Source organism: Xanthomonas sp. NCPPB 3569 (assembly GCF_041475645.2).
GTDB classification, from domain to species: Bacteria; Pseudomonadota; Gammaproteobacteria; order Xanthomonadales; family Xanthomonadaceae; genus Xanthomonas; species Xanthomonas phaseoli.
The window spans coordinates 4,554,047-4,578,153 of record NZ_CM192969.1; the positions used below are offsets into that span (position 1 = coordinate 4,554,047).

General features: G+C 64.5%; 24 protein-coding genes. 18 read left to right on the top strand and 6 right to left on the bottom strand.

Going from position 1 to position 24,107, the window contains the following annotated elements; genetic code table 11:
• Nucleotides 1–305 precede the first annotated feature (305 nt).
• A complete protein-coding gene (locus tag ACCQ03_RS19635; RefSeq protein ID WP_209226136.1) occupies nt 306–1,868 on the top strand; it encodes an EAL domain-containing protein in 1,563 nt (520 codons plus the stop codon).
• Between the two features lie 64 nt (nt 1,869–1,932).
• Here ACCQ03_RS19635 and ACCQ03_RS19640 read toward each other — a convergent pair whose 3' ends face one another.
• Complete coding sequence (locus ACCQ03_RS19640) at nt 1,933–3,054, bottom strand: fatty acid desaturase family protein (protein ID WP_017158196.1); 1,122 nt, start codon at nt 3,052–3,054, stop codon at nt 1,933–1,935.
• 9 nt (nt 3,055–3,063) lie between these two features.
• The gene (locus ACCQ03_RS19645; RefSeq protein WP_057679042.1) at nt 3,064–4,140 is read right to left on the bottom strand and encodes a ferredoxin reductase; all 1,077 of its coding nucleotides are present in this window, start codon (nt 4,138–4,140) and stop codon (nt 3,064–3,066) included.
• 92 nt (nt 4,141–4,232) lie between these two features.
• Here ACCQ03_RS19645 and fabR point away from each other — a divergent pair, with 92 nt between their 5' ends.
• From fabR to ACCQ03_RS19665, 4 genes are all read left to right on the top strand, one after another.
• On the top strand, nt 4,233–4,880 hold the full coding sequence (gene fabR / locus ACCQ03_RS19650) for an HTH-type transcriptional repressor FabR (RefSeq protein ID WP_005989260.1): 648 nt from the start codon (nt 4,233–4,235) through the stop codon (nt 4,878–4,880).
• A 1,285-nt stretch (nt 4,881–6,165) separates the two neighbouring features.
• The gene (locus tag ACCQ03_RS19655) at nt 6,166–7,290 is read left to right on the top strand and encodes a slipin family protein (protein ID WP_209226132.1); all 1,125 of its coding nucleotides are present in this window, start codon (nt 6,166–6,168) and stop codon (nt 7,288–7,290) included.
• A 54-nt stretch (nt 7,291–7,344) separates the two neighbouring features.
• A complete protein-coding gene (locus ACCQ03_RS19660; RefSeq protein WP_057679045.1) occupies nt 7,345–8,568 on the top strand; it encodes an RtcB family protein in 1,224 nt (407 codons plus the stop codon).
• Nucleotides 8,569–8,774: 206 nt separating this feature from the next.
• On the top strand, nt 8,775–9,575 hold the full coding sequence (locus ACCQ03_RS19665; protein ID WP_057679046.1) for a hypothetical protein: 801 nt from the start codon (nt 8,775–8,777) through the stop codon (nt 9,573–9,575).
• A gap of 263 nt (nt 9,576–9,838) precedes the next feature.
• On the opposite strand, the gene ACCQ03_RS19670 is transcribed toward ACCQ03_RS19665, so the two are convergent.
• The 3 genes from ACCQ03_RS19670 to ACCQ03_RS19680 form a co-directional block, all read right to left on the bottom strand.
• Complete coding sequence (locus ACCQ03_RS19670; RefSeq protein WP_057679047.1) at nt 9,839–10,708, bottom strand: alpha/beta hydrolase family protein; 870 nt, start codon at nt 10,706–10,708, stop codon at nt 9,839–9,841.
• Nucleotides 10,708–11,802 (bottom strand): DUF3182 family protein, encoded by a 1,095-nt coding sequence (locus tag ACCQ03_RS19675; protein WP_209226127.1) that lies wholly within the window; start codon nt 11,800–11,802, stop codon nt 10,708–10,710. The genes ACCQ03_RS19670 and ACCQ03_RS19675 overlap by 1 nt, the downstream gene beginning before the upstream one ends.
• A gap of 87 nt (nt 11,803–11,889) precedes the next feature.
• Entirely contained in the window at nt 11,890–12,054 is a 165-nt protein-coding gene (locus ACCQ03_RS19680) for a hypothetical protein (protein ID WP_005914365.1), read from the bottom strand.
• A 412-nt stretch (nt 12,055–12,466) separates the two neighbouring features.
• On the opposite strand from ACCQ03_RS19680, the gene ACCQ03_RS19685 reads away from it, so the two are divergent.
• From ACCQ03_RS19685 to ACCQ03_RS19720, 8 genes are all read left to right on the top strand, one after another.
• A complete protein-coding gene (locus ACCQ03_RS19685) occupies nt 12,467–12,748 on the top strand; it encodes a hypothetical protein (protein ID WP_003486531.1) in 282 nt (93 codons plus the stop codon).
• Nucleotides 12,749–12,791: 43 nt separating this feature from the next.
• Nucleotides 12,792–13,067 carry a hypothetical protein gene (locus ACCQ03_RS19690; protein WP_057679049.1) on the top strand — a complete coding sequence of 92 codons (276 nt, stop codon included), beginning with the start codon at nt 12,792–12,794 and terminating at the stop codon, nt 13,065–13,067.
• A gap of 75 nt (nt 13,068–13,142) precedes the next feature.
• Nucleotides 13,143–13,736 carry a DUF4142 domain-containing protein gene (locus ACCQ03_RS19695; RefSeq protein ID WP_150147138.1) on the top strand — a complete coding sequence of 198 codons (594 nt, stop codon included), beginning with the start codon at nt 13,143–13,145 and terminating at the stop codon, nt 13,734–13,736.
• Between the two features lie 206 nt (nt 13,737–13,942).
• Nucleotides 13,943–14,830: a TIGR01777 family oxidoreductase gene (locus ACCQ03_RS19700; RefSeq protein WP_057679051.1), complete on the top strand. Its 888-nt coding sequence runs from the start codon at nt 13,943–13,945 to the stop codon at nt 14,828–14,830.
• Nucleotides 14,831–14,975: 145 nt separating this feature from the next.
• Nucleotides 14,976–15,641, top strand: a complete 666-nt coding sequence (locus tag ACCQ03_RS19705) for a response regulator transcription factor (protein WP_057679052.1) — start codon at nt 14,976–14,978, stop codon at nt 15,639–15,641.
• A complete protein-coding gene (locus tag ACCQ03_RS19710) occupies nt 15,638–16,822 on the top strand; it encodes an ATP-binding protein (RefSeq protein ID WP_057679053.1) in 1,185 nt (394 codons plus the stop codon). Before ACCQ03_RS19705 ends, ACCQ03_RS19710 begins: the two co-directional genes overlap by 4 nt.
• Nucleotides 16,823–17,198: 376 nt before the next feature.
• Complete coding sequence (locus ACCQ03_RS19715) at nt 17,199–17,483, top strand: hypothetical protein (protein WP_057679054.1); 285 nt, start codon at nt 17,199–17,201, stop codon at nt 17,481–17,483.
• Nucleotides 17,484–17,547: 64 nt separating this feature from the next.
• On the top strand, nt 17,548–18,210 hold the full coding sequence (locus ACCQ03_RS19720; protein ID WP_057679055.1) for a DUF3313 domain-containing protein: 663 nt from the start codon (nt 17,548–17,550) through the stop codon (nt 18,208–18,210).
• Nucleotides 18,211–18,486: 276 nt separating this feature from the next.
• Here ACCQ03_RS19720 and ACCQ03_RS19725 read toward each other — a convergent pair whose 3' ends face one another.
• The gene (locus ACCQ03_RS19725) at nt 18,487–19,338 is read right to left on the bottom strand and encodes a hypothetical protein (protein WP_057679056.1); all 852 of its coding nucleotides are present in this window, start codon (nt 19,336–19,338) and stop codon (nt 18,487–18,489) included.
• Between the two features lie 243 nt (nt 19,339–19,581).
• On the opposite strand from ACCQ03_RS19725, the gene ACCQ03_RS19730 reads away from it, so the two are divergent.
• The 5 genes from ACCQ03_RS19730 (at nt 19,582) to ACCQ03_RS19750 (ending at nt 24,086) form a co-directional block, all read left to right on the top strand.
• Nucleotides 19,582–21,018, top strand: coding sequence for a Do family serine endopeptidase (locus ACCQ03_RS19730; protein WP_209226122.1), 1,437 nt, complete (start codon nt 19,582–19,584; stop codon nt 21,016–21,018).
• A gap of 116 nt (nt 21,019–21,134) precedes the next feature.
• Nucleotides 21,135–21,497: a hypothetical protein gene (locus ACCQ03_RS19735; protein ID WP_008574792.1), complete on the top strand. Its 363-nt coding sequence runs from the start codon at nt 21,135–21,137 to the stop codon at nt 21,495–21,497.
• Between the two features lie 3 nt (nt 21,498–21,500).
• A complete protein-coding gene (locus ACCQ03_RS19740) occupies nt 21,501–21,986 on the top strand; it encodes a phage holin family protein (protein WP_209226116.1) in 486 nt (161 codons plus the stop codon).
• On the top strand, nt 21,983–22,366 hold the full coding sequence (locus tag ACCQ03_RS19745) for a hypothetical protein (RefSeq protein WP_057679058.1): 384 nt from the start codon (nt 21,983–21,985) through the stop codon (nt 22,364–22,366). The genes ACCQ03_RS19740 and ACCQ03_RS19745 overlap by 4 nt, the downstream gene beginning before the upstream one ends.
• Before the next feature lie 613 nt (nt 22,367–22,979).
• On the top strand, nt 22,980–24,086 hold the full coding sequence (locus ACCQ03_RS19750) for an AI-2E family transporter (RefSeq protein WP_017158216.1): 1,107 nt from the start codon (nt 22,980–22,982) through the stop codon (nt 24,084–24,086).
• Nucleotides 24,087–24,107 lie beyond the last annotated feature (21 nt).

Here is a 24,107-nt window from a genome sequence, read left to right on the forward strand (position 1 = left end):
CCGACCCTAGCGCGGTCCTGCGTGCAGTCGCGTGAATCCGCAGGCGGCCCCGACTGCCACGATGCGAGGCAAGACGGTCGGAAAAAAATCACAGCCGCTTCGCTCCGCAAACGCGCGCAATGCACGCGTGTGTCGTACATTCGCGACGTGCAGCCTCATCAGTCCATGCCGTGCGTCACCAATCGCGACGTGTGCCGTTCGCGCACGCCGGTTGGCGTGCACGTTCGATCTGCGCAAGCCCGCGCTGACGGCGTTTCTGCAGGGGCCATGCGTGAACCGGCAGCACGGCCGTCGCGGGTGGTGGGATGAAGCGCCAACGCATCATCAGCGTCACCGTGCTGCTGGTGTTGCTGAGCGCAACGCTGCCGATCGGCCTGTCCTACTACCTGGCCTGGCGGCTGGCGTTGGCGCGCGAAGAGGGCAAGCTGAGCCAGCTGGCGGCGCTGTCGATCCGGCGCACCGAAACCGCCTTCGACGAGGCGCATGGCGCATTGTTGAGCATGGCCGCCTCGCGGTTGCCGCCGTGCTCGCCTGCGCACCTGGCGCAGATGCGCGCCTTGGTGCCGACCAGCCACTACATCGTCGAGCTGGGACGGTTCCAACAAGGTCGTCTCAGCTGTACGTCGTGGGGCCAACTGCGCAACACCGTTCCGCAGCGCACGGCCGACTTCGTGGTCAAACGCGGCATCGCGGTGACCACGCGGCTGCTGCCGTTGGCCAATCCGCAGCGTCCGCTGATGGCACTGCAACTGGGCGACTACAACGTCCTGGTCAACCCGGACACGCTGGCCGACATCAATATTCCGCCGGGCCTGCAACTGGCGATCGGCACGCCGGACGGGCAGATTCTCAGCAGCACCGGCACCGCCGCCGAACACTTGCTGATCGACCCCACGGCCAAGCGTGAGCCGGGCGACCTCGTGCTGTCGCAGGTGTTGTTCGGGCGCGACCGTCGTGGCGACTGGGCCGCGGTGGTCACCGAGCCGGTGGCCTATCTGCGCGGGCCGCTGGCGGCGGCACGCTTGCAGCTGGTACCGATCGGCATTGCCGTGGCGCTGCTGCTGGTCGGTGCGGTGCTGTGGGTCTCGCGGCGGCGCCTGTCGCCACTGGCGCGGCTGGAAATCGCCGTGCAGCGCGGCGAGTTCATCGTGCACTACCAACCGATCGTTGCGCTCGACAGCGGTGCCTGCGTTGGCGCCGAAGCGCTGGTGCGCTGGCAGCAGCCCGACGGTGTGCTGGTGCCGCCGGACGCCTTCATCCCGCTGGCCGAACAAAGCGGCCTGATCCTGCCGATCACCGATCTGGTGGTGGCCGAAGTCATCCGCGAACTCGGCCCCACCCTGGCCGCCGATCCAGCGCTGCATGTGGCCATCAATGTCTCCGCCGACGACATCAAGAGTGGCCGCGTGCAGGGCGTGCTGGCCCAGGCGTTGCGCGGCACCGGCGTGGACAGCGGCCAGCTGTGGGTGGAGGCGACCGAACGCAGCCTGATGGACATCGAGGCGGCACGCACCACCATCACCCATCTGCGCGGTGCCGGCCACACGGTGTCCATCGACGATTTCGGCACCGGCTATTCGAGCCTGCAGTATCTGCAGGGCTTGCCGCTGGACGCGTTGAAGATCGACAAATCGTTCGTGGACACCATCGGCACCCACTCGGCCACCAGCGCCGTGACCGCGCACATCATCGAGATGGCCAAGACGCTACGGCTGCGCACCATCGCCGAAGGGGTCGAGCGGCAGGAACAGCTCGATTATCTGCGCGCCCATGGCGTGGATCTGGCGCAGGGCTGGCTGTTTTCGCGCGCATTGCCCGCCACTGGTTTCATCGCCTACTACGCACAGGCACGCAGCGCCAGGCAGTGAACCCGGCAAGAAAAAGGCCGCCATTGGCGGCCTTTCGATGTCGATCAGGCGTTGCGCAACCCAATCACGCGCCCTGCAATGCAGCACTGCTCTGCCGCACCGGCTTAGGCCGGCTCGGGAAGGCATGGCGCACGATCCGCCACATCACCTGGCCGAACTGGCGCGGCAGCGAGCCGGTGTTGTAGTGCTGGCCGTAGCGCGCACAGACCTGCTTCACTTCGACGGCGATCTGCGCATAGCGGTTGGCCGGCAGGTCGGGATAGAAGTGATGCTCGATCTGGTGGCTCAGGTTGCCCGACAGCACGTTCATCAGCTTGCCACCGGTCAGGTTGGACGAACCACGCAGCTGACGCAGATACCAGTGGCCACGCGATTCGTTGCGGATGGATTCCTTCGGAAACACTTCCGCATCGGCGGTGAAGTGGCCGCAGAAGATGATCACGAAGGTCCAGATGCTGCGCAGCACGTTGGCCGCCAGATTGCCCAGCAGCACGGTCAGGAAGAACGGGCCGGCCAGCAGCGGAAAGACGATGTAGTCCTTGAGCATCTGGCGACCCATCTTGCGGCCGACCGGCAGGAACGAGGCACGCAATTCGGCGGCCTTCATCTTGCCGGCGAACCAACGGCCCAGACGCAGGTCCTGGATCGCCACGCCCCATTCGAACAGCAGCGCGAACACCACCGCGATAAAGGGCTGCAGCAGGTAGAAGGGGCGCCAGCGCTGCTCGGGGAAGATGCGCAGCAGGCCGTAGCCGATGTCGTCGTCCATGCCACGCACATTGGTGTAGGTGTGGTGCTTGAAGTTGTGCGTCTTGCGCCAGTTGTCGCCGGTGGCAACGATGTCCCACTCGTAGGTGTTGCCGTTGAGCTGCGGGTCGCCCATCCAGTCGTACTGGCCATGCATGACGTTATGGCCCAGCTCCATGTTCTCCAGGATCTTGGACAACGCCAGCAGCAGCACGCCGGCGATCCATGCCGGAATCAGCACGCTGTGCACGAAGGCGCCCAGGAACAGCAGCGCACGGCCGGCCACGCCGGTCCAGCGCACGGCAGCCACGATGCGGCGGATGTAGCGCGCATCGGCGGCGCCCACCTGGCGCAGCACGCGCGCGCGGATGGCATCGAGTTCGTCGCCGAAAGACTGCAGTTCGGCAGCGGACAGGGCACGGTTATGGACTCGGCTCATGAAGATTCCTTACAGATCCAGGATCAGGTCAGTGCTCGGCGCACTGATGCACAGGCGCACCTGTGCGGTGGGTTCGTTGCTGCGTTCACCGGTCAACAGGTGCCGGGTGGTGCCGGACTGGCGCGGGCAGGCGCAGGTATTGCAGATGCCCATGCGGCAGCCGTGTTTGGGCCGCAGGCCTTGCGCTTCCAGCCCTTCCAGCAGCGACTGGCCGCGCGGCAGGGTCAGGGTACGGCCGCTGCGTGACAGTTGGACCTGCACCTGGCCGGTCTCGGCCTGGTCCAGTGCCGGCACGCTGAAGGCCTCTGCCTGAAAGGCAGCCACGCATCCCTGCAGCCGCTCGCGCGCGGCCTGCACAAAACCGCCCGGCCCACAGGCCATCACATGGCGCTGGTCCAGCGCGGCAATGTGGTCCAACGAATAGGTGTCCACGCGTTCTGCGGGGGTCTCGCCTTCGCGGGTGGTCAGCAGTTGCACACGCAGGCGCGGATGCGTCGCGGCCAGCGCGGCGAATTCGTCGACGAAGCAGGCTTCGTCGCGCTGGCGCACCCAATACAGCAGGTCCACGTCCATCGGCATGCCGGCCTGCGCGGCGGCCTGCAGCAACGCGCGCATCGGCGTGATGCCCGAACCGGCGGCCAGCAGCAGGAGCGGAGTTGGCGTGGTCGGCAGCAGCATGTCGCCGAACGCCGGGGCCAGCGACACCACCGTGCCCAGGGCCGCATCGTGCGCCAGGAAGCGGCTCACCAGCCCGCCCTCGATCGCCTTGACGGTGATCGCCAGCCGGCCGTCGGCCAGCACCGTCGGGCTATAGCTGCGCAGCAGGCGGCGGCCGTCGATCTCCACGCCCAGGCTCACATGCTGGCCGGCCTGCAGGCCGCGCCAATGGCCGTTGGGTTGCAACACCAAGGTTACCGCGTCCCGGCTGGCCGGGGTGCGCTGGACCAGCCGCGCCATCGGCTGTTCCAGCGTCCACAACGGGTTGAGTCGGGTTGCCCAGAAATCGAACAGTTGCGGGGACACCAGCCGACGCGCCAGGCGTGCCGGCAACGGGGACTTGGACTTGCGAGGAGATGCCAGGTTCATGGGTCGCACTATACGCATGCATGTACAGCCGTGTATACACTTGTATATTGCCAGAGGGGCTATGATTCAGGCCCACGCCCGGCTGCAGCCTCATGACCTCTATCGCCCTGCCTTCCCACGACGCGCCGCCGTCCCGCAAGCCGGCGATTTCACGTGAGGATCTCATCGCTGCAGCGCTGTCCTTGATTGGCCCGCACCGCAGCCTGTCCACGCTGAGCCTGCGCGAAGTGGCACGCGAGGCGGGCATCGCGCCGAACAGCTTCTATCGCCAGTTCCGCGACATGGACGAGCTCGCCGTGGCCTTGATCGACCTGGCCGGGCGTTCGCTGCGCACCATCATCGGCCAGGCGCGCCAGCGCGCGACCTCCACCGACCGCAGTGTCATCCGTGTCTCGGTCGAAGCCTTCATGGAACAGCTGCGCGCCGACGACAAGCTGCTGCACGTGCTGTTGCGCGAAGGCGCAGTGGGCTCGGACGCCTTCAAGCAGGCGGTGGAGCGCGAACTCACCTATTTCGAAGACGAGCTGCGCGTGGACCTGATTCGCCTGGCCGCGGCCGACAACGCCAAGCTGCATGCTCCTGCCCTGGTGTCCAAGGCGATCACCCGGCTGGTATTTGCGATGGGCGCGGTGGCGATGGATTCGCCGCCGGAAAAAGATCCCGAGCTGATCGAGCAGATCTCGCAGATGCTGCGCATGATCCTCACCGGCGCGCGCACCCTGGGCACGCACGGCGGTTGATTGCTTGCCGGCGTCCGCGCGCTGCGGGCATCGGCATCGGCGCATGGACCGAGTGTCTACAGCGATTTTGAGCGCGCCGTGCAAACTTTCCGACGACTGCTCACGACGCGCGACCGGCATGCGTCATCGGCGGTGCTTGAATCGGATCATCGCCGGATTCCACCGCCCTCTTCGATTTCATCAGCGCGTTGTAGCCGATACACAGCTGCATTCTCTTTCGCCTCGCGAAAGATAATCCGAAAAATAATTGCATAAAGTGCTTGCATCGTTAAAAAGACGCAGGTAATGTTCGCGCCCTCAGCAGCCACGTCTGCACTTTCACCGAACCGACCTCATGTCCCTGCTCAACTCCGCCACATTCAATCGACTGCCCAGCGCGCACCGCGCGGCATCGTATGTGCGCACGAAGAAAGCAGACGTGCGCATCACCCTCTTCGACTGATCCCCTCAAGGAGATCGGTCATCCGATCTCCGAGGCACGCGAACGCCCTCGGATGCTGCATCCCGGGGCGTTTTTCGTTGTGCGTTCGCATCACATCATGTGGATGACCTTCCAGGCACCCGGGCATGGATTGCCCGACAACATGGACGTTGCACGCGACCAGGCGCGAGAGCGCTGTGCCCAGGTGCCGGGCACGGGTAGCGCTTGGTCATGCACAGACAAGAATTACCGTTTGAATAAAACGGTGATCAGAAACACTGCGAAAGATATTCAGCGGCCTGGAGTTTATTCCAGCTGGTGCGCGCGGCGATGCCGTGGCGTATACCGAACTCTTTGGCATGTTTCTCGTTACGGGTATCGGCTCCTGGTGGAGCGGCGGCGAAAGCCGTAGGCCTGGTTCGATTCCGGAATACCCACCCCTGGATAGCTCAGTTGGGTAGAGCAACAGATTTGTAATCTGTCTGTCGCGGGTTCGAATCCCGCTCCATGCATGACCTTCTCGGTCATTCCTCGGGACGCAAGTCCCCTTACGGAAACGCCCATGCCGCAGGCAACAGGCAAGCCATCGCCTGACTGCCTGCAGCAGCGGCGCCCCTGCCGGGCCATTGCCCTGAATGCGCGTGCTGCGCCGTTCGCTGCTGCTGCGCAAGCCATCGCACCGCAGCAGTCACACAGATGCAGGCGCCAACAGCGCATTGCGCCCCGCACGGCCGCCGTCACCGGCGTTTCCACCTTTCAACGCCGCGTTGCATCGGCACACGTTCCGCCGGCAGTCCGATCCGGGCAGCGGAACGGCTGCATTCCCGGATCGGACCACCAGAGCCAAACCTAAGGAGAAGTGCCATGTTCTGGACCAAGAGGGTCGTGATCGGTGACGGCGAGCGCGGCCTGGTGTATCGCAACCGTCGGTTCGAGCGCGTGCTCGTCCCCGGCGTCTATCGCCTGTTCGACCCGTTGGGTCGCAGCCAGGTCATCGTCCACGCCATCACGCAAGGCGCCGATGTGGGCTGCGATGCAGAAATGCTGATCGACACGCTTCGTAGCATCCTGCCGCAACACTTCGTGCTGGCCGACATCGGCACCGCGCAGGTCGGCTTGCTGATCCGCAATGGCAAGCTCGACGACGTGCTGCCACCGGGCACGCGCACGCTTTACTGGCGTGGTCCGTCGGCAATCGAGGTGCAGACCCTGCCATTGGGCGATGGGCTGCAGGTGCCCACCGATGTGCAGCGCAGGCTGCGCCAGCTCGGCACGCTGTCGCGTGTGGCGGTCTGCATGGATGTGCCGGCCGAGTCGCAAGGGCTGGTGTTCGTCGACGGCAAGCTGCTTGCACCGTTCGGACCGGGGGCGTATGCATTCTGGAATTTCCAGAAGAACATCACCACCGACGTGATCGATCTGCGCGTGCAGTCGGTCGAAGTGTCCGGGCAGGAGCTGTTGACGCGCGACAAGGTGTCGTTGCGGGTCAACCTGGCCGCCAGCATGCGCGTCACCGATGCCGTGGCGATGCGTACGCGCGTGGCCAAGGCCGGCGATTACCTGTATCGCGAGTTGCAGTACGGTTTGCGGCGCGCAGTCTCGGCCAAGACGCTGGACGAGTTGTTGGGCGACAAGGCCTGCCTGGATGCAGATATATTCGGGTATGTGCGCGGCAGCGTGAGCGGCTTCGGCATCGAGGTACTGGGTGTCGGCGTCAAGGACGTGATCCTGCCGGGCGAGATGCGCGAGATCCTCAACGCAGTCGTGCAGGCGGAGAAGCAGGCGCAAGCCAACGTCATCCGTCGGCGCGAAGAGGCCAACGCCACGCGCTCGTTGCTCAACACCGCCAAGTTGATCGAAGACAGCCCGGTGCTGATGCGTTTGAAGGAACTGGAGGCGCTGGAAAAGGTCACCGAAAAGATCGACAAGCTCACCGTGTTCGGCGGCCTGGATGGCGTGCTGAAGCAATTGGTGACGATCAGGCAATGAAGGCTGCGCGTGGCGGAAGGATCTGCCACGCACTGCCGCAAGGTAATGACAACAATGAGTACATCACAACACTTTGAATTTCTGCACGCCGAAGGCAGCAGCACCCCGATCAAGGGTTGGGTGCGCGGCGTGCCGCTGGAAGAGCAGGCGCATGCGCAGCTGCGCAATATCGCAGCGGTCCCGTTTGTCGGTCCGTGGGTCGCGGTGATGCCAGACGTGCATCTGGGCAAAGGCGCAACCGTGGGCTCGGTGATTCCGACCCGTGGCGCCATCATCCCGGCGGCGGTCGGCGTGGATATCGGCTGCGGCATGGCGGCAGTGCGCACCACGCTGCGCGCCAACGACCTGCCCGACAACCTGGCGCAGCTGCGTTCCAGCATCGAGCGCAGCGTGCCGGTAGGCAACGGCCGTGGCGGCGAGCACCGCAAGCTGCCGGACAGCATCCAGACCCGCATCGCGCAGTCCGGGCTGGTGCAGCGTCTGGATGCCATCAAGCAACAGCACAAGCGCATCCGGACCGACAAGCTGGACTGCCAGATCGGCACGCTGGGTGGCGGCAACCATTTCATCGAGATCTGCCTGGACGAAACCGATGCGGTCTGGGTGATGCTGCACAGCGGTTCGCGCGGCACCGGCAACCTGATCGGCACGTATTTCATCGAGCGCGCGCGTGAGCAACTGGCGCATCGCGTGTTGGGTTTTCATCTGCCCGACAAGGACCTGGCCTTCTTCATGCAGGGCGAGCCTTTGTTCGACGAGTATGTCGAAGCGGTGTCGTGGGCGCAGGATTACGCCCGCGAAAATCGCGAGGCGATGATGGCGCGCGTGCTGGCCGAGATGCGTCACCGCTTGCCCAAATTCCAGCTGGAAAAGCTCGCAGTCAATTGCCACCACAACTATGTGCAAAAGGAAACGCACGGTGGCGAGGAATTGTTGATCACCCGCAAGGGCGCGGTGAGCGCTCGTGCCGGCGAGCTGGGCATCATTCCGGGCAGCATGGGCACGCGCAGCTACATTGTGCGCGGGTTGGGCAACGCCGACAGTTTCCACAGCTGCAGCCACGGCGCAGGGCGCGTGATGAGCAGGACCGCCGCACGCGCGCAAATCACCCTGGCACAGCATCGCGAGGCCACCGCACATGTGGAATGCCGCAAGGACGCGGCAGTGATCGACGAGTCGCCTGCCGCGTACAAGTCCATCGATGCAGTGATGGCGGCGCAGTGGGACCTGGTCGAGGTGCTGCACACCTTGCGCCAGGTGGTGTGCATCAAGGGATAGAAGAGGGCCGCGCTTGCGGCCCTCTTCACTAACAGACACGTTGCAAGCGCGAGCGAGCAACCTCATCCGCAATGCACTGCACAGTTCAGTCATGTCGCGGCAGCGCTCACATCAAAGCACGCGCGTTTCACTCTTTCGACGCCATCGTGGCGCCTCGTTCGCGGTCTGATTTACAGGGCGCATCCATCAAATAAGCCGGAGGCGGTATGAGCAATCTCGACAAGCAGGAACGCAAAGAAGAAGCGAAGGACTTGAACCGCGACCCGATCTCCGGAGCGCCTGGTTCGCATCCGGTTGGGGTGGGCGTGGGCGGCATCGCCGGCGGCGCGGCAGCTGGCGCGCTGGCGGGCACGGTGTTCGGGCCACTCGGCACCTTGATTGGCGCAGCAGCCGGCGTGGTTGCGGGCGCTGCAGCTGGCAAGGGCGTGGCCGAACGGCTCGACCCCACGGTGGAGACCGAATACTGGCGGCAGGAGCATCGCAACCGTCCTTACTACAAGGAAGGCACCGACTACGATCGCGACTACGCCACCGTCTACGGATTCGGTTTGCAGGCACGCGAAACCCGCCCGACCAGCACCTGGGAAGAAACCGAAGCCACCCTGGCTGGGGAATGGCCACGTAACCGCGGGCAATCGCGCCTGGAGTGGGACGAAGCCCGGCTTGCAGCACGCGACGCATGGGAGCGTGCGGACCGTACCCACACGGTCTATCGCGACAGCGATACGCACTATGCGGGTCGCTTCGACAGCGCCAGCTACCGCGATGCCGAGTATTCGTATGACGACTATCGTCCGGCTTACCGCTATGGCATGCAGGCGCGCCAGCAGCACGCCGGCCGCCAGTGGGACGACCATCTGGAACGCGACCTGGGCGATGGCTGGGACCGCTTCAAGGCCAATTCGCGCCTGAGCTGGGAAAAGGCCAAGCATGCGGTGCGTGAGGCGTTCGATTCGGATCATCACGATGCAGCGGCGCGCCGCAACCCAACTGATCCGCGCGTCTAAGGCTTGATCGCAGCGGCTTGGTAAAGATTGCCGCGGCGAGCGCAATGTGTTGACCCAGGGCGGGCCTATTTGGGCCCGTCCTGCATTGTGGAGTGATGAACGTTCGTTGCTCGTCGGGCGTCAGTGGAAGTGCATGGATGCCGACACGCATTCCAGGGTGATTTACCCACACGACGGCCCGCGCGCACTGGATGTCCAACACGCCGGGGAAGCAACGCATGCACGCCCGCACGGTGTTGCACGCGCTACCTCGTTCCTGACGCCTAACCTGCGGTCTTCTCTACCGCCCGGATGTCGCCGCGAAAGACCGGAGTGCTCTGCTCCAATTGGGTCGCAGCAGCGCCTTGCTGATCCTTGAGCAACTGCTTGCGCATGGCCACCACCTCCTTGGCCAATGCGATACGCCGGCCGACGACCATCTCGGTCAGCCAGTCGATCAGTGCGCGCGTGTATTGCTGCTGGTGCTCCTTGATGCTGAGCGCATGGTCGGCACCGGCGATGACGCGCGATGTGAGCGAACGCGCCTGCACGAATGATTGCGCGTAGTTGTGCAGCACCGGCTGCGGCACGATCACATCGTGTTCGGCTTCCACCAACAGCACATCGCCCTTGTACTCGGCGCAGGCGGCCAGGGCGATGTTGTCGGCCGGGCGCAGGCGCTGCCGGCGGTACGCCATCAGCTCCGGGTCGGCATTGAGGCTGACCTTGGGTTGGTCCCAGTGGGCGTCCTTGTAGAGCGCAGGCGAACGCAACGCCAGCCACTCCACCGGGCGCTCGCGCGTCAGCAGTGCGGACAGATAGCCCCCGTAACTCAGGCCAACCACGGCGATCGACTGCGCATCCACATAGGGCAGAGCCGCCAATTGATCGTACGCAGCCTTGATGTCGTCCAGGTTCTGTGCGCGTGTCACGGTCTGGCGCATCGATGCGTAACCCTCATGCCCACGCAGATCGAAGGTCATGCAGATGCAGCCCAGGCCTGCTGCCTCGCGCGCCCGTACCAGGCTGTGGTGCTGGCTGCCGCCCCAGCCGTGCACGAACAACACCGCAGGCATGCCTGAGGGTGTGAGCAAGGTGCCACTGAGTGCGTCCTGGCCGACCGGGATATCGATGCTGGAAAGTTTGGCTTCCATTACGTCGCAGAGATGCTCCTGCATTTGTAACGCGGCCCTGGACCGGATTGGGTTGCGCGATAGTAGACCTGCGCATCGGCCGGCGGCTGGCCCTGATAGATTTCGTGTGTGGACGCATTGACCCACTGCAACGCGGGATCGTGCTGGAACGCGGCGATTGCAGCGAGTTCGGCCGGGGTTGCGCCACCGATTCGCCAGGATTGTTCCAGCACGCCGCATACCGGGACATTGATAGCATCCCGACCGCTGACCACATCGTAGTTGCGGCGGGAAATCTGCAGCTCAGGATACGCGGCGGTGACGCATCGATCGTATCTGCACGCTTGCTCGACCACCTGCCGTTCGAGCAATGGTAACGCGGTCGCCATCAGTGCCTCCAACGACCCACGAAAGACGCGCAACGACGAGCCGCCGTACACCTCGCTGCCGTCCGCATCGGGCACGCTGCATTGCGTGCCGTAGTACGCAATCTGGACACCTGCCAGACACAACTCGCCCACGCTATGCGTCATCGGCTGCAAGATATTGCGTTCCAGCACGCCACCATGCGTGCCCAGATAGGTCTCGGGCAGGCTGTCCAGCACCTGCGCTAGCTGCGATGCGTCGGCGATGCGCCACTGGTCGTTGCCGCCCACGCCGGTGGGCAGCTTCAGGCGCACGTCTCCACCACCAGACAGCGCCTCGAACGCGTGCATCGCATCCGGGCGAGAAAACGCGGTGTAGCCCGGCAGGGTGGCGGGAATCAGCGACATGGCCAGCGCCTGATCCCAGCCTGCAGGGCGTGCCGCATCGGCGCCAATCAATGGGTGACCGATGACCTTGGTGGCCAGAAATGCATGCGGCACGATACCGCCAAGCAAGTCGTCCACGCCGTCAATGCCAAGCCCACGCGCTTGCGCAATCGTGAGCGTGTCGTCAGGTACGTGGAATGTTCCTCCTTCAATCACGCCATGGCCGGCGACGCCGGCGTCAGGCACATCCAGCAAGCGCGCAATCTCGCGACATACCCACGTATGTGTTGCACGCTCATGACCGTGCTCGGGCACCCGGCGCATGGCATGCCCAAGCACGTGGCGATAGTGCGTCTGTGCCATGACCTCTCACCTGCGGCGTGATCGCGCGTTGTTACTTGCCTCGGTCGCAGCTGAGGGACGGGTCTAAAAAGCAGGTGTCGTCCGGCCTTACTTCAAGGCCAGATACAGGCCAAGCACGATCAGGAACACCACGATCAAACTGATGGCGATACGGCCTCCGCGCAACTCCAACAAGGCATGCCACCATACGCGTGCTTCAGGGGTGCCGCTCGCATGATGTGGCTTACGGCTACTGGTCTCGCTGTCCTGCATCCTGGGTACTCTCGCTCCATTACGTCACCACCCACCTTAATGATCAGACGTTACACAGGTGTGGAGCGGTTCAGAATCTTCCGTGAAATGCGGCATTGCGAAAGCGATTTTCGCCCGATTGTCCATTACACGCCTGGACTCAAGTTGGTCAGGTGCACCACGTTGGCAACATCGGAACGCATACGAGACCAACGCGTTGCCTTGAGCACAAGGTTTCAAACGCGGTCACATCAGACGTATGAACCACTTGTACGCGCCTGCATGCGTGGCGTATAGACGCGCTCGAACAATCTGACCAGTTAAGCGTGCAATGCACCGACGTGCTGCAATGGTCGGGTTCGATGATCAATCGTTGACATACCCGCAGTTACCCTGCAGGTCAAGTTTGTTTATAGCGGAACACCCCCCAGTCATGAGCAGAGATCCATCCGTCATCGATGTACAGGCCGAAATCGCGCATTGGCAGGCGCGGCATGCCCAGGGCAACCTCGGCGCAGGCAAGTTCAGCGAGTTGTCCCCGGTGGTGAAAATGGCCTGCGACATCTACCTGCAAGCCCCGCGTTCGAGCGACCAGGAACGTCTGCGCTTATTTCGGGACCGCTTGGAGCACCACTTCATTTCTTCCAGCACACAGTCCAACTACGAACAGTTGGCAACTGATTGTTGGCAGCGCCTGGGCGCGCGCAATAGTTGAGTCCGCAGTATCGAGCAGCATCTGTTTTTCATTGGAGATCGTCATGAAAACCCCGTATCAAGTGCAGCAGGAGCTGGAACGATTGGAGCGGTTGGTACCGCACATCGTCAGCGACCAGGGCGACCGCGCGGAGGAAATCCTTGGCTTCCACGTTGCCAGTCTGTTGGGTAGCGCGCCGGTCAGCGAGCACGCGTTGATTCGCGAACGCACCGCGCGCATGGCGCGTACCTGCCGCAGTGCGCAGGAGGCCGTGTGTGCTCCCAAGGTGCCTGCCAGACCATTGGGCTTGGCCCCCGTCGCCCAGCCGCAGTGGGCCTGACCGACCTCCCCGGAGCCGCCTAGCGGCTCCTTTGCATTCCACCTCTGGCAATTGCCGATTCACTCCAGGATCTTCATGAAAGTCACGCTTCTCACCGCTTCGCTGTTGGCCATGCTCTCTCTGACTGCCTGCGATCGCCCCGGCGGCGATGCTTCGCGCACTGCGCCAGCAGTGTCGCCCGAGCCGACGGCTGCGCCCGTCAGTGGCAGCGGCGCGACCGAGTTGGCCAAGGGCGATGGGGCAGTGCTGGGCGTGCTGGCTGCGATCGACGACAACGAAATCGCACTCGCCAAGCAGGCCATCGAACAGGATCTGGGCGGAGCCACCGGCGAGTTCGCGCAGCAGATGCTGCACGACCATGAAGCCAACCTTGAAAAGACCAAGTCGCTTGGCGCATCCGAGAGCCCGCGCGCGCAGGCCATACGTGCCAAGGGCAAGGCGGCAGTGGAAGCGCTGTCCAAGACGCTGACCTTGCCGGACGGCAAGGACGCCTACCGCAATGCCTTCATGCGCACCATGGTCATCGACCATGGCGACACCATCAAGATCATCGATTCGGAGCTGCTGCCCGCCGCCGAAAGCGCGCCGGTCAAGCAGCATCTGGAGCAGACGCGCCGCGTTGTCTCGGCGCATTTCGAACGCGCCCACGCGGTGTCCTCGTCCAAGTAAGCAGCTGATCAAGCGCTCACCCCGCAAACGCGCCGGCCAGTCCGGCGCGTTTGCGTTAGGTGGACAGCACACGCCGCTATCGTCGAGGTCGTAGGCCACGCTGCAGGCCGACGGCCGCAGCGCACAGCCGCATGCCCGCGCCAGCTTCACCTCGCTTGGCGCGATCCTGGCCTATCGTGCCGCATCGATTCGGCCAGGAGCCCTCCATGCATCTGCTCATCACCGGCGGCACCGGCTTCATTGGCCAGGCCCTGTGCCCGGCATTGCTGCAGGCCGGCCATCAAGTCAGCGTGCTGACCCGCGACCCGCAGCGCGCCACGCGCATCCTGCCCGGCATGACCGCCGTGCACACGCTGGATGGGGTACAGGCCGATGCAGTCATCAACCTGGCTGGCGAGCCGCTGGCCGCCGGCCGCTGGACCGATACCCGCAAGCAGCGCTTCCGCCAATCGCGCCTGGGCATCACGCGCCAATTGCATGCCTGGATTGCGCAGCAACCGGCCGCACAACGCCCCTCGGTGCTGATTTCCGGCTCGGCCGTGGGCTACTACGGCGAACGTGGCGATACGGCGTTGACCGAAGCCGAGCCTGCCGGCGACGACTTCTCTGCCGTACTGTGCCGCGACTGGGAAGCCGAAGCCGACGCCATCGCCGCACTCGGCCCGCGGGTGAGCTGGGTGCGCACCGGCATCGTACTGGATCGCGATGGCGGCGCACTGGCCCGCATGCTGCCGGCATTCCGCTTCGGCGGCGGTGGACCGTTCGGCGATGGCCGGCACTGGATGAGTTGGATCCACCGCGCCGATATGGTTGCGCTCTTGCTGTGGCTACTGCAGCACGGCCAGCCCGGCGCCTACAACGCCACCGCGCCCAATCCGGTGACCAATGCCGACTTCGCGCGCACGCTGGCGAAGGTACTGCACCGCCCTGCCCTGCTGGCGCTGCCGGCCGGCGTGCTGCGGCTGGGCTTGGGCGAGATGGCCGACCTGCTGTTGATCAGCCAGCGTGTGCTGCCGCAGCGCGCGCTCGATGCCGGCTTCCGGTTTCAGTACCTGCACCTGGATGCTGCGCTGCGCGCCATTCTGCGGCGCTGAGCGGCGGCCCGGGCCTGACCGGACGGGATCGAACGGCCTGCATGGCTGCCTGTGTGCGGTTCGGCCATGCACTAATATTTGCCCAAACTTCATCACCGACAGTGCTGCGGATCTCGGACTGAACCCTGCGCACGGCAGCACACCCATGCATCTGCTCCTCGTCGAAGACGACACCATGCTGGCCAGCGCCATCTGCGACGGTGTGCGTCAGCAGTCATGGACCGTCGATCATGTCGGTCATGCCAATGCCGCCAAGACGGTGCTGGTGGACCACCGCTACAGTGCGGTATTGCTGGATATCGGCCTGCCGGGCGAGTCCGGGCTGAGCGTGATCCGGTTCATGCGCAGCCACTACGATGCCACCCCGGTGATCGCGCTGACCGCGCGTGGCCAGCTCACCGACCGCATCCGCGGTCTGGACGCCGGCGCCGACGATTATCTGGTCAAGCCGTTTCAGTTCGACGAGCTGATGGCACGGCTGCGTGCAGTCACCCGGCGCAGCCAGGGCCGCGTGGTGCCCCTGCTCAGCCACGGCGACGTCTGCCTGGATCCGGGCAGCCGCAAGGTCACCAAGGACGGCAAATGGGTGGCGCTGAGCGCACACGAATACCGCCTGCTGCTGGCGTTGATGGAACGTGCCGGACGCGTGGTCACCAAGGATCAGCTGGAAGAAGGCGTCTATGGCGGCCCATCCGAAGGTGGCAGCAACATGATCGCGGTGTATGTGCACCAGTTGCGGCGCAAGCTGGGCGATACGCTGATCTCCACCGTCTACGGCCAGGGCTACATGGTCGGAAAGACCCCTGAATGAAGTCGCTGCAGGCACGCATGCTGGCGGCGCTGGCCGCGATCGTTCTGCTGAGCTGGTCCACCTCTCTGTGGATCCTGGTCGCACTGGTCACCCAGGGTCATCACAGCGTGTTCGAGCAGGAACTCAACCTGCTCGGCGATCGACTGATCGCCATCTTGCCCGACGCGCTCCAGCAGCGCTTCGATATGCAGGCAGAACCGCCCGACGCGGCGGTAACGTCGACCCCGATCGGCAACCCATCCTCGCGCATGAGCGTGAAGCAGACCCTGATTGCGGTGGTGCTCAACACCGTGCAATTGGGCGTCCTGGGGCTATTGATGTGGTGGGCCGTGCGGACCTCGCTGGGGCCGCTGCGCGCCTTGTCCGGCAACATCGCGCAACGCACCGGTCTGGATACCGAGCCGGTGCCGCTGGCTCAGGCGCCCGACGAAGTCCGCCCGTTGATCGCCTCGTTCAACACCTTGTTGGCGCGGGTGGAACAGGCCGTGCAGGCCGAGCGCGATTTCGTCGCCGATGCCGCGCACGAACTGCGCACCCCGCTCTCGGCACTGCATGCCTACGCCGAGGTCGCATTGCGCGCGCCCACACTGGAGGCCAAGGACGCCGCGCTGGGCCAACTGCTGGAAACCGCGCGTCGCAGCAATCGGCTGGCCGAACAATTGCTGGATCTGGCGCGACTGGATGCCGGCATCAGTTCAGCGGCCTATCATCAAGTCGAAATGGGCGAGCTGATCTCGCATGTGCTGGACGAATTCAGCGTGCAGGCCGACGCACGCCAGATGCAGTTGCAGGTTGAGGCATCGCCCTGCCTGCTGCGTTGCGATGTGGATGCAGTGGGCATTCTGATCCGCAACCTGGTCGACAACGCCATCCGCTATGGCCGCCTGCATGGCAAGGTGGAAGTGAGCTGCGGCTATTGTGTGCGTGCTGACGTATTGCACCCCTTCTTGCAGGTCAGCGATGACGGTCCCGGGGTACCCGAAGGCGCGCAGACCACTATTTTCGAGCGGTTTTATCGTGTGCCCGGTAGCGCCGTACAGGGCAGTGGCATCGGATTGTCGCTGGTCGCCGGCATTGCGCGCCTGCACGGAGCAACGATCGAAGCCGGCGACGGCAACGATGGACGCGGCCTCTGCGTACGCGTGGTGTTTGCCGGCGACCGCCCGGCCGGCGCGGCCTGAATCTGCCTGTCCTGTAGCGCGAGAGCACGACGATACGCGGCCAACCAAACGGCTACGCAATCACGGGCTGGCGCGGTTGGTGCTTGGAGCGCAATGGACCAGGGGCCGCACGTGGAATGCACGACTGCGCACACACGGGCCCAGCGCGAAACGCGATACGGCCTATCTGCGGCGTACGGTGCGGTTCCCGAGCGCCGTCAATACCACCTGACCACTGCGCGCTCCGTTTGTGTAGGCGCTCTACTGCGGACACCCTGGTGTGGCGCACGGAAACACCTTGCCTTCGCCGGGGTGCGCCGTCGTCGCGACGATCCAATAAGTTCCCAAACTCGTTTGCCTACCGTGCACTCACCGCACGCATCAAGGATGCCTGGTGATGCCTCACTCGATCCGTTTCACCCAACACCTCCCTACCGCGCCATCGCTGGCGGTCGGGCAGTGCGCCGCCAACGACCCCGTGGCCGCGCATACGCTGCCTGTCGCGCCGGAATTTCGCTGCGGCCTGCCCGGCACGCGCAACCGCGACATCTGGTGCGCGTTGCCGGATATCCGCAGCGCGCGCGATGCCCGCCGCCTGCAGTATTTGGCCAAGCGCGGCGTGTTGTTCACTGCCGCAACGGCGGTCTTGGCCCTGGCAGCTACCAGCGTTCTATTGCACTGAACATCAGGTCACGACAGCGCGCAGGGACTGCGCCCACCCACCTTCTTGCACCAGGTCATTCTCCATGTCGACTTCCTACTTCGTTCGATACTGCGCACTCGCCGTTGTCAGCGTCAGCCTGATCGGCTGCGCCAGCACCCGCCCCGTGCCCTATCGCCAACTGCCATCTTCGAGCTACCTGCGTCCGCACGATGGCAGCCGCGGCGGCCGCATGCCGTACGCGTATCACGGCGAGGTCGATTGGTCGCGGTATCGGACCGTATTCGTCGAACCGGTGAGCATTTACCGCGGTCCGGATGCGCAATTCGAAGAGGTGCCCGAGCAGGACAAACGCATGCTCGCCGATTTCATGCAACGCGAGTTCGGCGACGCAATTGGCCAGCGCTGGCAGCCCACCACTGCCATCGGGCGCGACACCTTGCGTGTGCGACTCACCTTGACCGGCGCCAAACCCAGCAAACGGGTCATCGGCACCTTCATGAAGGTCGATATCGGTGGGGGCTCCTACAATGCCGTCCAGGCCGCGCGTGGCAAGGAAGGCGCATTCTCCGGCTCGGTCAGCTATGCGGTGGAAATCTTCGACGCGTCAAGCGATCGCTTGCTGGCGGCCTATGTCGAAAAGCAGTACCCCAATGCGATGAACATCAAGGCCAGCCTCGGTGCGTATGGCGCGGCCAAGGCAGGGATCGGCCTGGGTGCGAAACAATTGGTCGATGGCATGCGCTAGGCCTTGCTCCTTTTATTGCATGCGCGATGCCTGTGCGTATCGGAGTGCACGTACGCGATACGTTCGGGCAATCCTCCCGCGCAGTGCAGGGTCATCAGCGTGTTGGCTGCAGGCGGGGAGCGCCAGCCAAAGCTGCTGCAACAAAAACGCCGAAGCTGTTGAACAGCGCCGGCGTTTTCACCATTGCACAGGGTCGGTGACACCTATCGCGTGCGCTGCACGCCTTCCACGCTACCTGGCGACCCGCACATCTCGCCTGCGCCCTGCGTGACAACCTCAACGCGTGACGCGCTTTGCCGCTTTCTTACCCACTGCCTTGCGCGCGGCGGTGGTCTTTGCCACGGCACGTGTAGCCGGGGTCTTGGTGACCTTGGCGGCTTTCTTCAACGCGGTCTTGGTCACGGCTTTCTTGAGCGGGGCCTTCTTCACTGCGGCCTGCCTGGTCGCGGTTTGCTTGGCGACCGGCGCCTTCTTGGCTGCAGGCTTGACCAGCGGCTTCTTCGCTGCCGCCGACTTGGCCACCGCCTTCTTCGCAGCCTTCTTCGCCGCCGTGCGCGCGTTCACCGTTGCGACGGCGGTCTTGCGTGCGGCGCTCTTGGCAGCGGTCTTGGCACTCAGTGCGGCCGCCTCGGCCTTGGCATTGGCCTTGGCGGTTTCCAGCTTGCGCTTGGTAGTGGCCTTGGTGTCGGTGATCTTCTTCTTGGCCGCGGCGCTGGTGCTGCTCAACTTCTGCTTGGCGGCCTGCGTGGTCGAGGTCAACGTTTGCTTGGCCGCGTCCTTGGTGGCGGTGAGCTTCTGCTTGGCGGCCTCCTTGGTGGCGACCAGCGTGTCCTTGGCAGCGTCCTTGGTGGCCGCCAGCGAGCGCTTGGTCCTGGCCACGCTGCGTTTCACTGCAGTGGCTGCATTGCCGGCGTTCTTGACCACGTTCTTTTCGACCTTGACCACTGCCTTGCGCGCTTTGGCCACCTGCGTCTTGACCTCTTCCACCGCCGTGCCTGCCGCCTCCTGCACGCTGGCAACCGCCTCGCTTGCGGTGCTGGCGAGGGTCTCGGTCAACTCGGTGGCGGTGCTTTTTACGCTATCGACGGCGTCGGACAGGGTTGCCGTTACACCATTGCCGTTGCTCATAGACCCTCCTTAAGGGCGTCAGTGCGGAAAACTTAGGCGATGCGCGACCGCACGCAACATGCTGAACAGGCATCGGATCAAGCGGACGCTACGCCCGGCCCGTCGGGCTGTCAACGCAATCAGGGCAAGGGATGCGCGGCACTTTCACCAGCAGTTAAATTGCGCGCAGGCACTCTCGTTCAGCTTGATTTACGCAGTCAGACGCCCTATTCCTCATCCACCGCGTAACCCGGAATCCGTTCCATGCGACCGCTGCCTACCCTGCTGACTCTTTCGCTGGCCGCTGCCTTCGGCGGATTTGCCGCCACCGGCGTCAACGCCTGGCTCGACAATCGCGCCGAAGCCACGCCCCCCAGCAATGCCGCCTTCACCCTGCCGACGGCCGCCGCATTGCCGGCTGCGGTGGCCGGCCAGCCAGTGCCGTCGCTGGCGCCGATGCTGCAGCAGGCCATGCCAGCAGTGGTGAGCGTGAACACCAAACAGGTGGTGCGCGTCCGCAACCCGTTCTTCAATGACCCGATCCTGCGCCGGCTGTTTCCGCAGGTGCCGCAGGACCGCATCAACGAATCGCTGGGTTCGGGCGTGATCATCGATGCGCAAAAAGGCTATGTCCTGACCAATCACCACGTCATCGAAAACGCCGACGACGTGCAGGTGACGCTCGGCGACGGACGCACGGTCAAGGCCGAGTTCATCGGCTCCGATGCCGATACCGATATCGCGCTGATCCGAATCAAGGCCGACAACCTCACCGATATCAAACTGGCCGACAGCAACGCGCTGCGCGTGGGCGATTTTGTGGTGGCCATCGGCAACCCGTTCGGCTTCACCCAGACCGTCACCTCCGGCATCGTCTCGGCCGTGGGGCGCAGCGGAATTCGCGGCCTGGGCTACCAGAACTTCATCCAGACCGATGCCTCGATCAACCCCGGCAATTCGGGCGGCGCGCTGGTCAACCTGCAAGGCCAGTTGGTTGGCATCAATACCGCCAGCTTCAATCCGCAAGGCAGCATGGCGGGCAATATCGGCCTTGGGCTGGCGATTCCGTCCAACCTGGCACGCAATGTGGTCGAGCAATTGGTGACCAAGGGCGTGGTGGTGCGCGGCACGCTCGGTCTGGAAACCCAGAACCTCACCCAGCAGATGTTGCAGGGCCTGGGCGTTGATTCGTTGCGCGGCGCGTTGGTGACACGGGTGTTGCCGGGTTCCGCAGCGGCCGCGGCAGGCGTGCAACCGGGCGATGTGGTGGTGGCGGCCAACGACCAGCGCGTGGACAGCGCCGAAGCGCTGCACAACTACGAAGGCCTGCAGGCGGTGGGCAGCGCGGTGACGCTGGATATCCGTCGCGATGGGAAGCCGCTCAAGCTCAAGGCCACGTTGAAAGAGCAGGACCGCGCCGTCACCGGCGATATGCTGGACCCGCGACTGACCGGCGCGACCTTCGTCGATCTCCCCGAATCGCTGCGTCAGTCAGGCATCGCCGGGGTGATGGTGAGCGAGGTCAAACGCGGCGGTCGCGCTGCCGCCAACGGCCTGGTCGCCGGCGATGTGATCGTGGCCAGCAGCGTGGGCGAGTTCGCCGACCTTGCCAGCTGGCGCGCCAATTTCCAGCGTAAGCCGCAGCAGCTTGTCGTGCGTATCCTGCGTGGCAACGCGCAGTACGACGCGCTGATGCGTTGACGCGATGTGCACCGGAAGGTGCTTCCACTAACGCCTCCTACACCCCCCCGATGCTATTGCTACTGCTCGACCGCACGTGAGTGGCGGCTGCCATCAATGACCGAAGGAGATATCGCATGAGCCCCACCAATACCGATCAGCTGAAGGAAAACCTGAGCGAAGCCGGCACCCACCTGAAGTCGGCAGCGAGCGCCGCTGGCGAAGCCGTCCGCGGTGCCACCAGCGCCGCCGGCGATGAGCTCAAGCTCGGTCGCGCCAACGTCAAGGCCGAACTGTCCGACACCGCGCTGGCCGGCATGGCCGCTGCCGAGTTCGGCGGTGCCGCTGCCAAGGAGCAGATGGACGTCCTGGTTGCCAAGGGCAACGATCTGCTGGAAAGCGCCACCGATCTGATCCGCGAGCGTCCGCTGGCTGCCTTTGGCGTTGCCTTCGCCGCTGGCTGGGTCATCGCCAAGCTGGCACGCAGCAACGACAACTAAGTCGTGAGCGATCAGGCCTCTCCCGCTGCCGGAACCGACGCGCCAGACGCGCGCGAGCAGACGCCAGGACTGGACGAAAGCGTGCGCGCGGTCGCCGCAGCCGGCCGTGCAACGCTGGGCTCGGCCAAGGACACCAGCCGCGCCTTGCGCCGGCTGGTGTCGGCCGATCTGCAACTGGCACGCAGCGCATTCGGGCGTGGCCTGGCCTGGGCCTGCGTGGCGGTGGTGTTTGGCGCCTCGTCGTGGTTGCTGCTGGCCGGTGCCATCATCGCGCTGTTGCAACGTGCCGGGCTATCGTGGTTCCAGGCGATGTTTTTCACTGCGTTGGGCAGTCTGTTGGTGACCGGCATCGCGGCATGGCGGGTGTTTTTCTACTTCGACCACACCGGCATGAATGCAACGCGCCGTCAGCTCATCAAGCTGGGGATTTTCGATGACCCCAGCAAGGACGACGACGCGGCAACCTCTGCCAGGGGAGCACGTCCATGAAGTTTGGAACCTTGCGTCAACGCGTCGAGCGCGCCGAATTCCTGGTCGAAGGACGCGCGCAGGAAACGCGCCTGCATTGGAGCGAACTGCGCCAGACCTGGCGTGCTGGATGGTCCCCGCTACGCATCGTGACGGTGGGTTTCGTGCTCGGGTTTGTCACCGGCCGTCATGAGCCGCAGGCGGCATTGGGCAGCATCGCTAGCAAGCTTGGCGGGATTCCCAAGATTTTGCAGATGATCAGCACCATCTCTGCGCTGTTCACCGCGCACCGCGCGCAGGAAGCCTCCGAGCAGGCCGAACGTGCGGCAGACAATGCCGAGGAAGTGGCAGCCGACCCGCCGGTGACCGTGGTGCAGGTTCCAACCGATCGCGCGGCCTGAGCGCGGACGGCATTTGCAGCGGCTAGCGAATTGCTGCGCCGCCGTTGTGGCTGGCAGATTGGGCTGTGCAAGGCATCGGCTCACCAGAGTCATTTGACTGTGCACGCGCTCCGGACGGAGGTGTTCGGACACTGGCCCTGCATGCAACACGCACGACTGCGCTTGGGGACTGGGCGAAAGAACCGCTGCACCGCGAACCACGATGCTCGAATCTGCGCGTTCCAACTCGCCAAATGACCGCACGCCGTGACTCCTTGCCGATGCTCGCCGCGGGTGCTTGTGATCTCGGCTCTGAGATGTGGGGATCGCGCCATGGTGACCAAGCCATGGGTGACCAATAAGCGTCGCCGATCGCAGCGAGGTCTGACGGCCGTTCGCACGCAGCCTGCGTGCTGTCGCAGATGGCAGCGTGCGGCAGATCCTGGCGTCGTTTGCAATGCCACCCCGACGAGCGATTCGGCGCCTTACGACCTGCACCAAGACGCGTGCGGCCGAGTTCGCCACAAGCCTTCGTTCGCTGACATCCTGCCCACAGGCCCTGTGCGCGCCGTTGACGCATTGCACCGATAATGGCGCACCGCTGGCAGCACGCCAGTCTGCTGCCAGGGCGCGCATGTCTCTTCCCGTCGATTTACCGGATGCCGCCACCGCGGCAGATTCGCTTCCGCCCGCACCGGCGCCCCGCCCGCGCGCGCCGGCCTCGCTGGTGGTACTGGCCACGCTCGCCGTCGGTTACACGCTATGGGCGGCGCAGACGATCATCCTGCCGATCATGCTGGCCGCGTTTTTCGCGCTGATCGGCAATCCCATCCTGCGGGGTTTGCGCAAGCTGTACATCCCGCGGTTTCTCGGCGCCTTGCTCATCCTGTGCCTTGGCCTGGCCGGTACCGTCACGCTGGCCGCGCAATTGGCCGGCCCTGCCGCCGAATGGGTGCAACAGGCACCAAGGCAAATGCGCCAGATTGCGCGCGATGTGCGCGATCTCACCAAGCCGGTGATGCAAGCCAACCAGGCAGCGGAAAACTTTGCACGCGCGGCCGGTGGCGAAGGCCAGCGCGGCGTGCAGATCGTGCGCACGCAGATGGACGACCCCTACAAGGCACTGGTCCGCACGCCCAAGCTGGCGGCCTCGGTGCTGGCCGTGGTGCTGCTGACGTTCTTCTTCATGGTGTATGGCGAAAGCCTGCAGCGGCATGCGATCGCCCTGCTACCGAACCGGCAGCAGCAACGTTTCACCACCGAGATCATGCTGGACATCGAGCGCGAGGTCTCGCGCTACGTGCTCACCATCAGCGTGATCAACACGCTGGTCGGGCTGGTATTTGCCGGCATTTTGTCTGTGCTGCAGATTCCGCTGCCTGAAGCGATCCTGTGGGGAACAGTGGTCGCATTGCTGAATTTCGCACCGTATGTCGGTCCGTTGATCGGCGTGATGCTGATGCTGCTGATGGGTTTTGTGGAATTTCGTACCACCTTGTCCTCGCTGCTGCCGGCGATCCTGTACCTGGCGCTGCACACGATCGAAGGCCAGGTGGTCACACCGATCGTGCTGGGCCGACGCATGGCGATCTCGCCGCTGATGCTGATCCTGGCGCTGATGCTGTTCGGCTGGCTGTGGGGCATGGTCGGCCTGCTGCTGGCGGTGCCGTTGCTGGTCTGCATCAAGATGGTGCTGAGCCGGGTGGACGGGATGCAGCGCTGGGCGCGGCTACTGGAGTAGCCGCGAATAGGGAATCGGGAG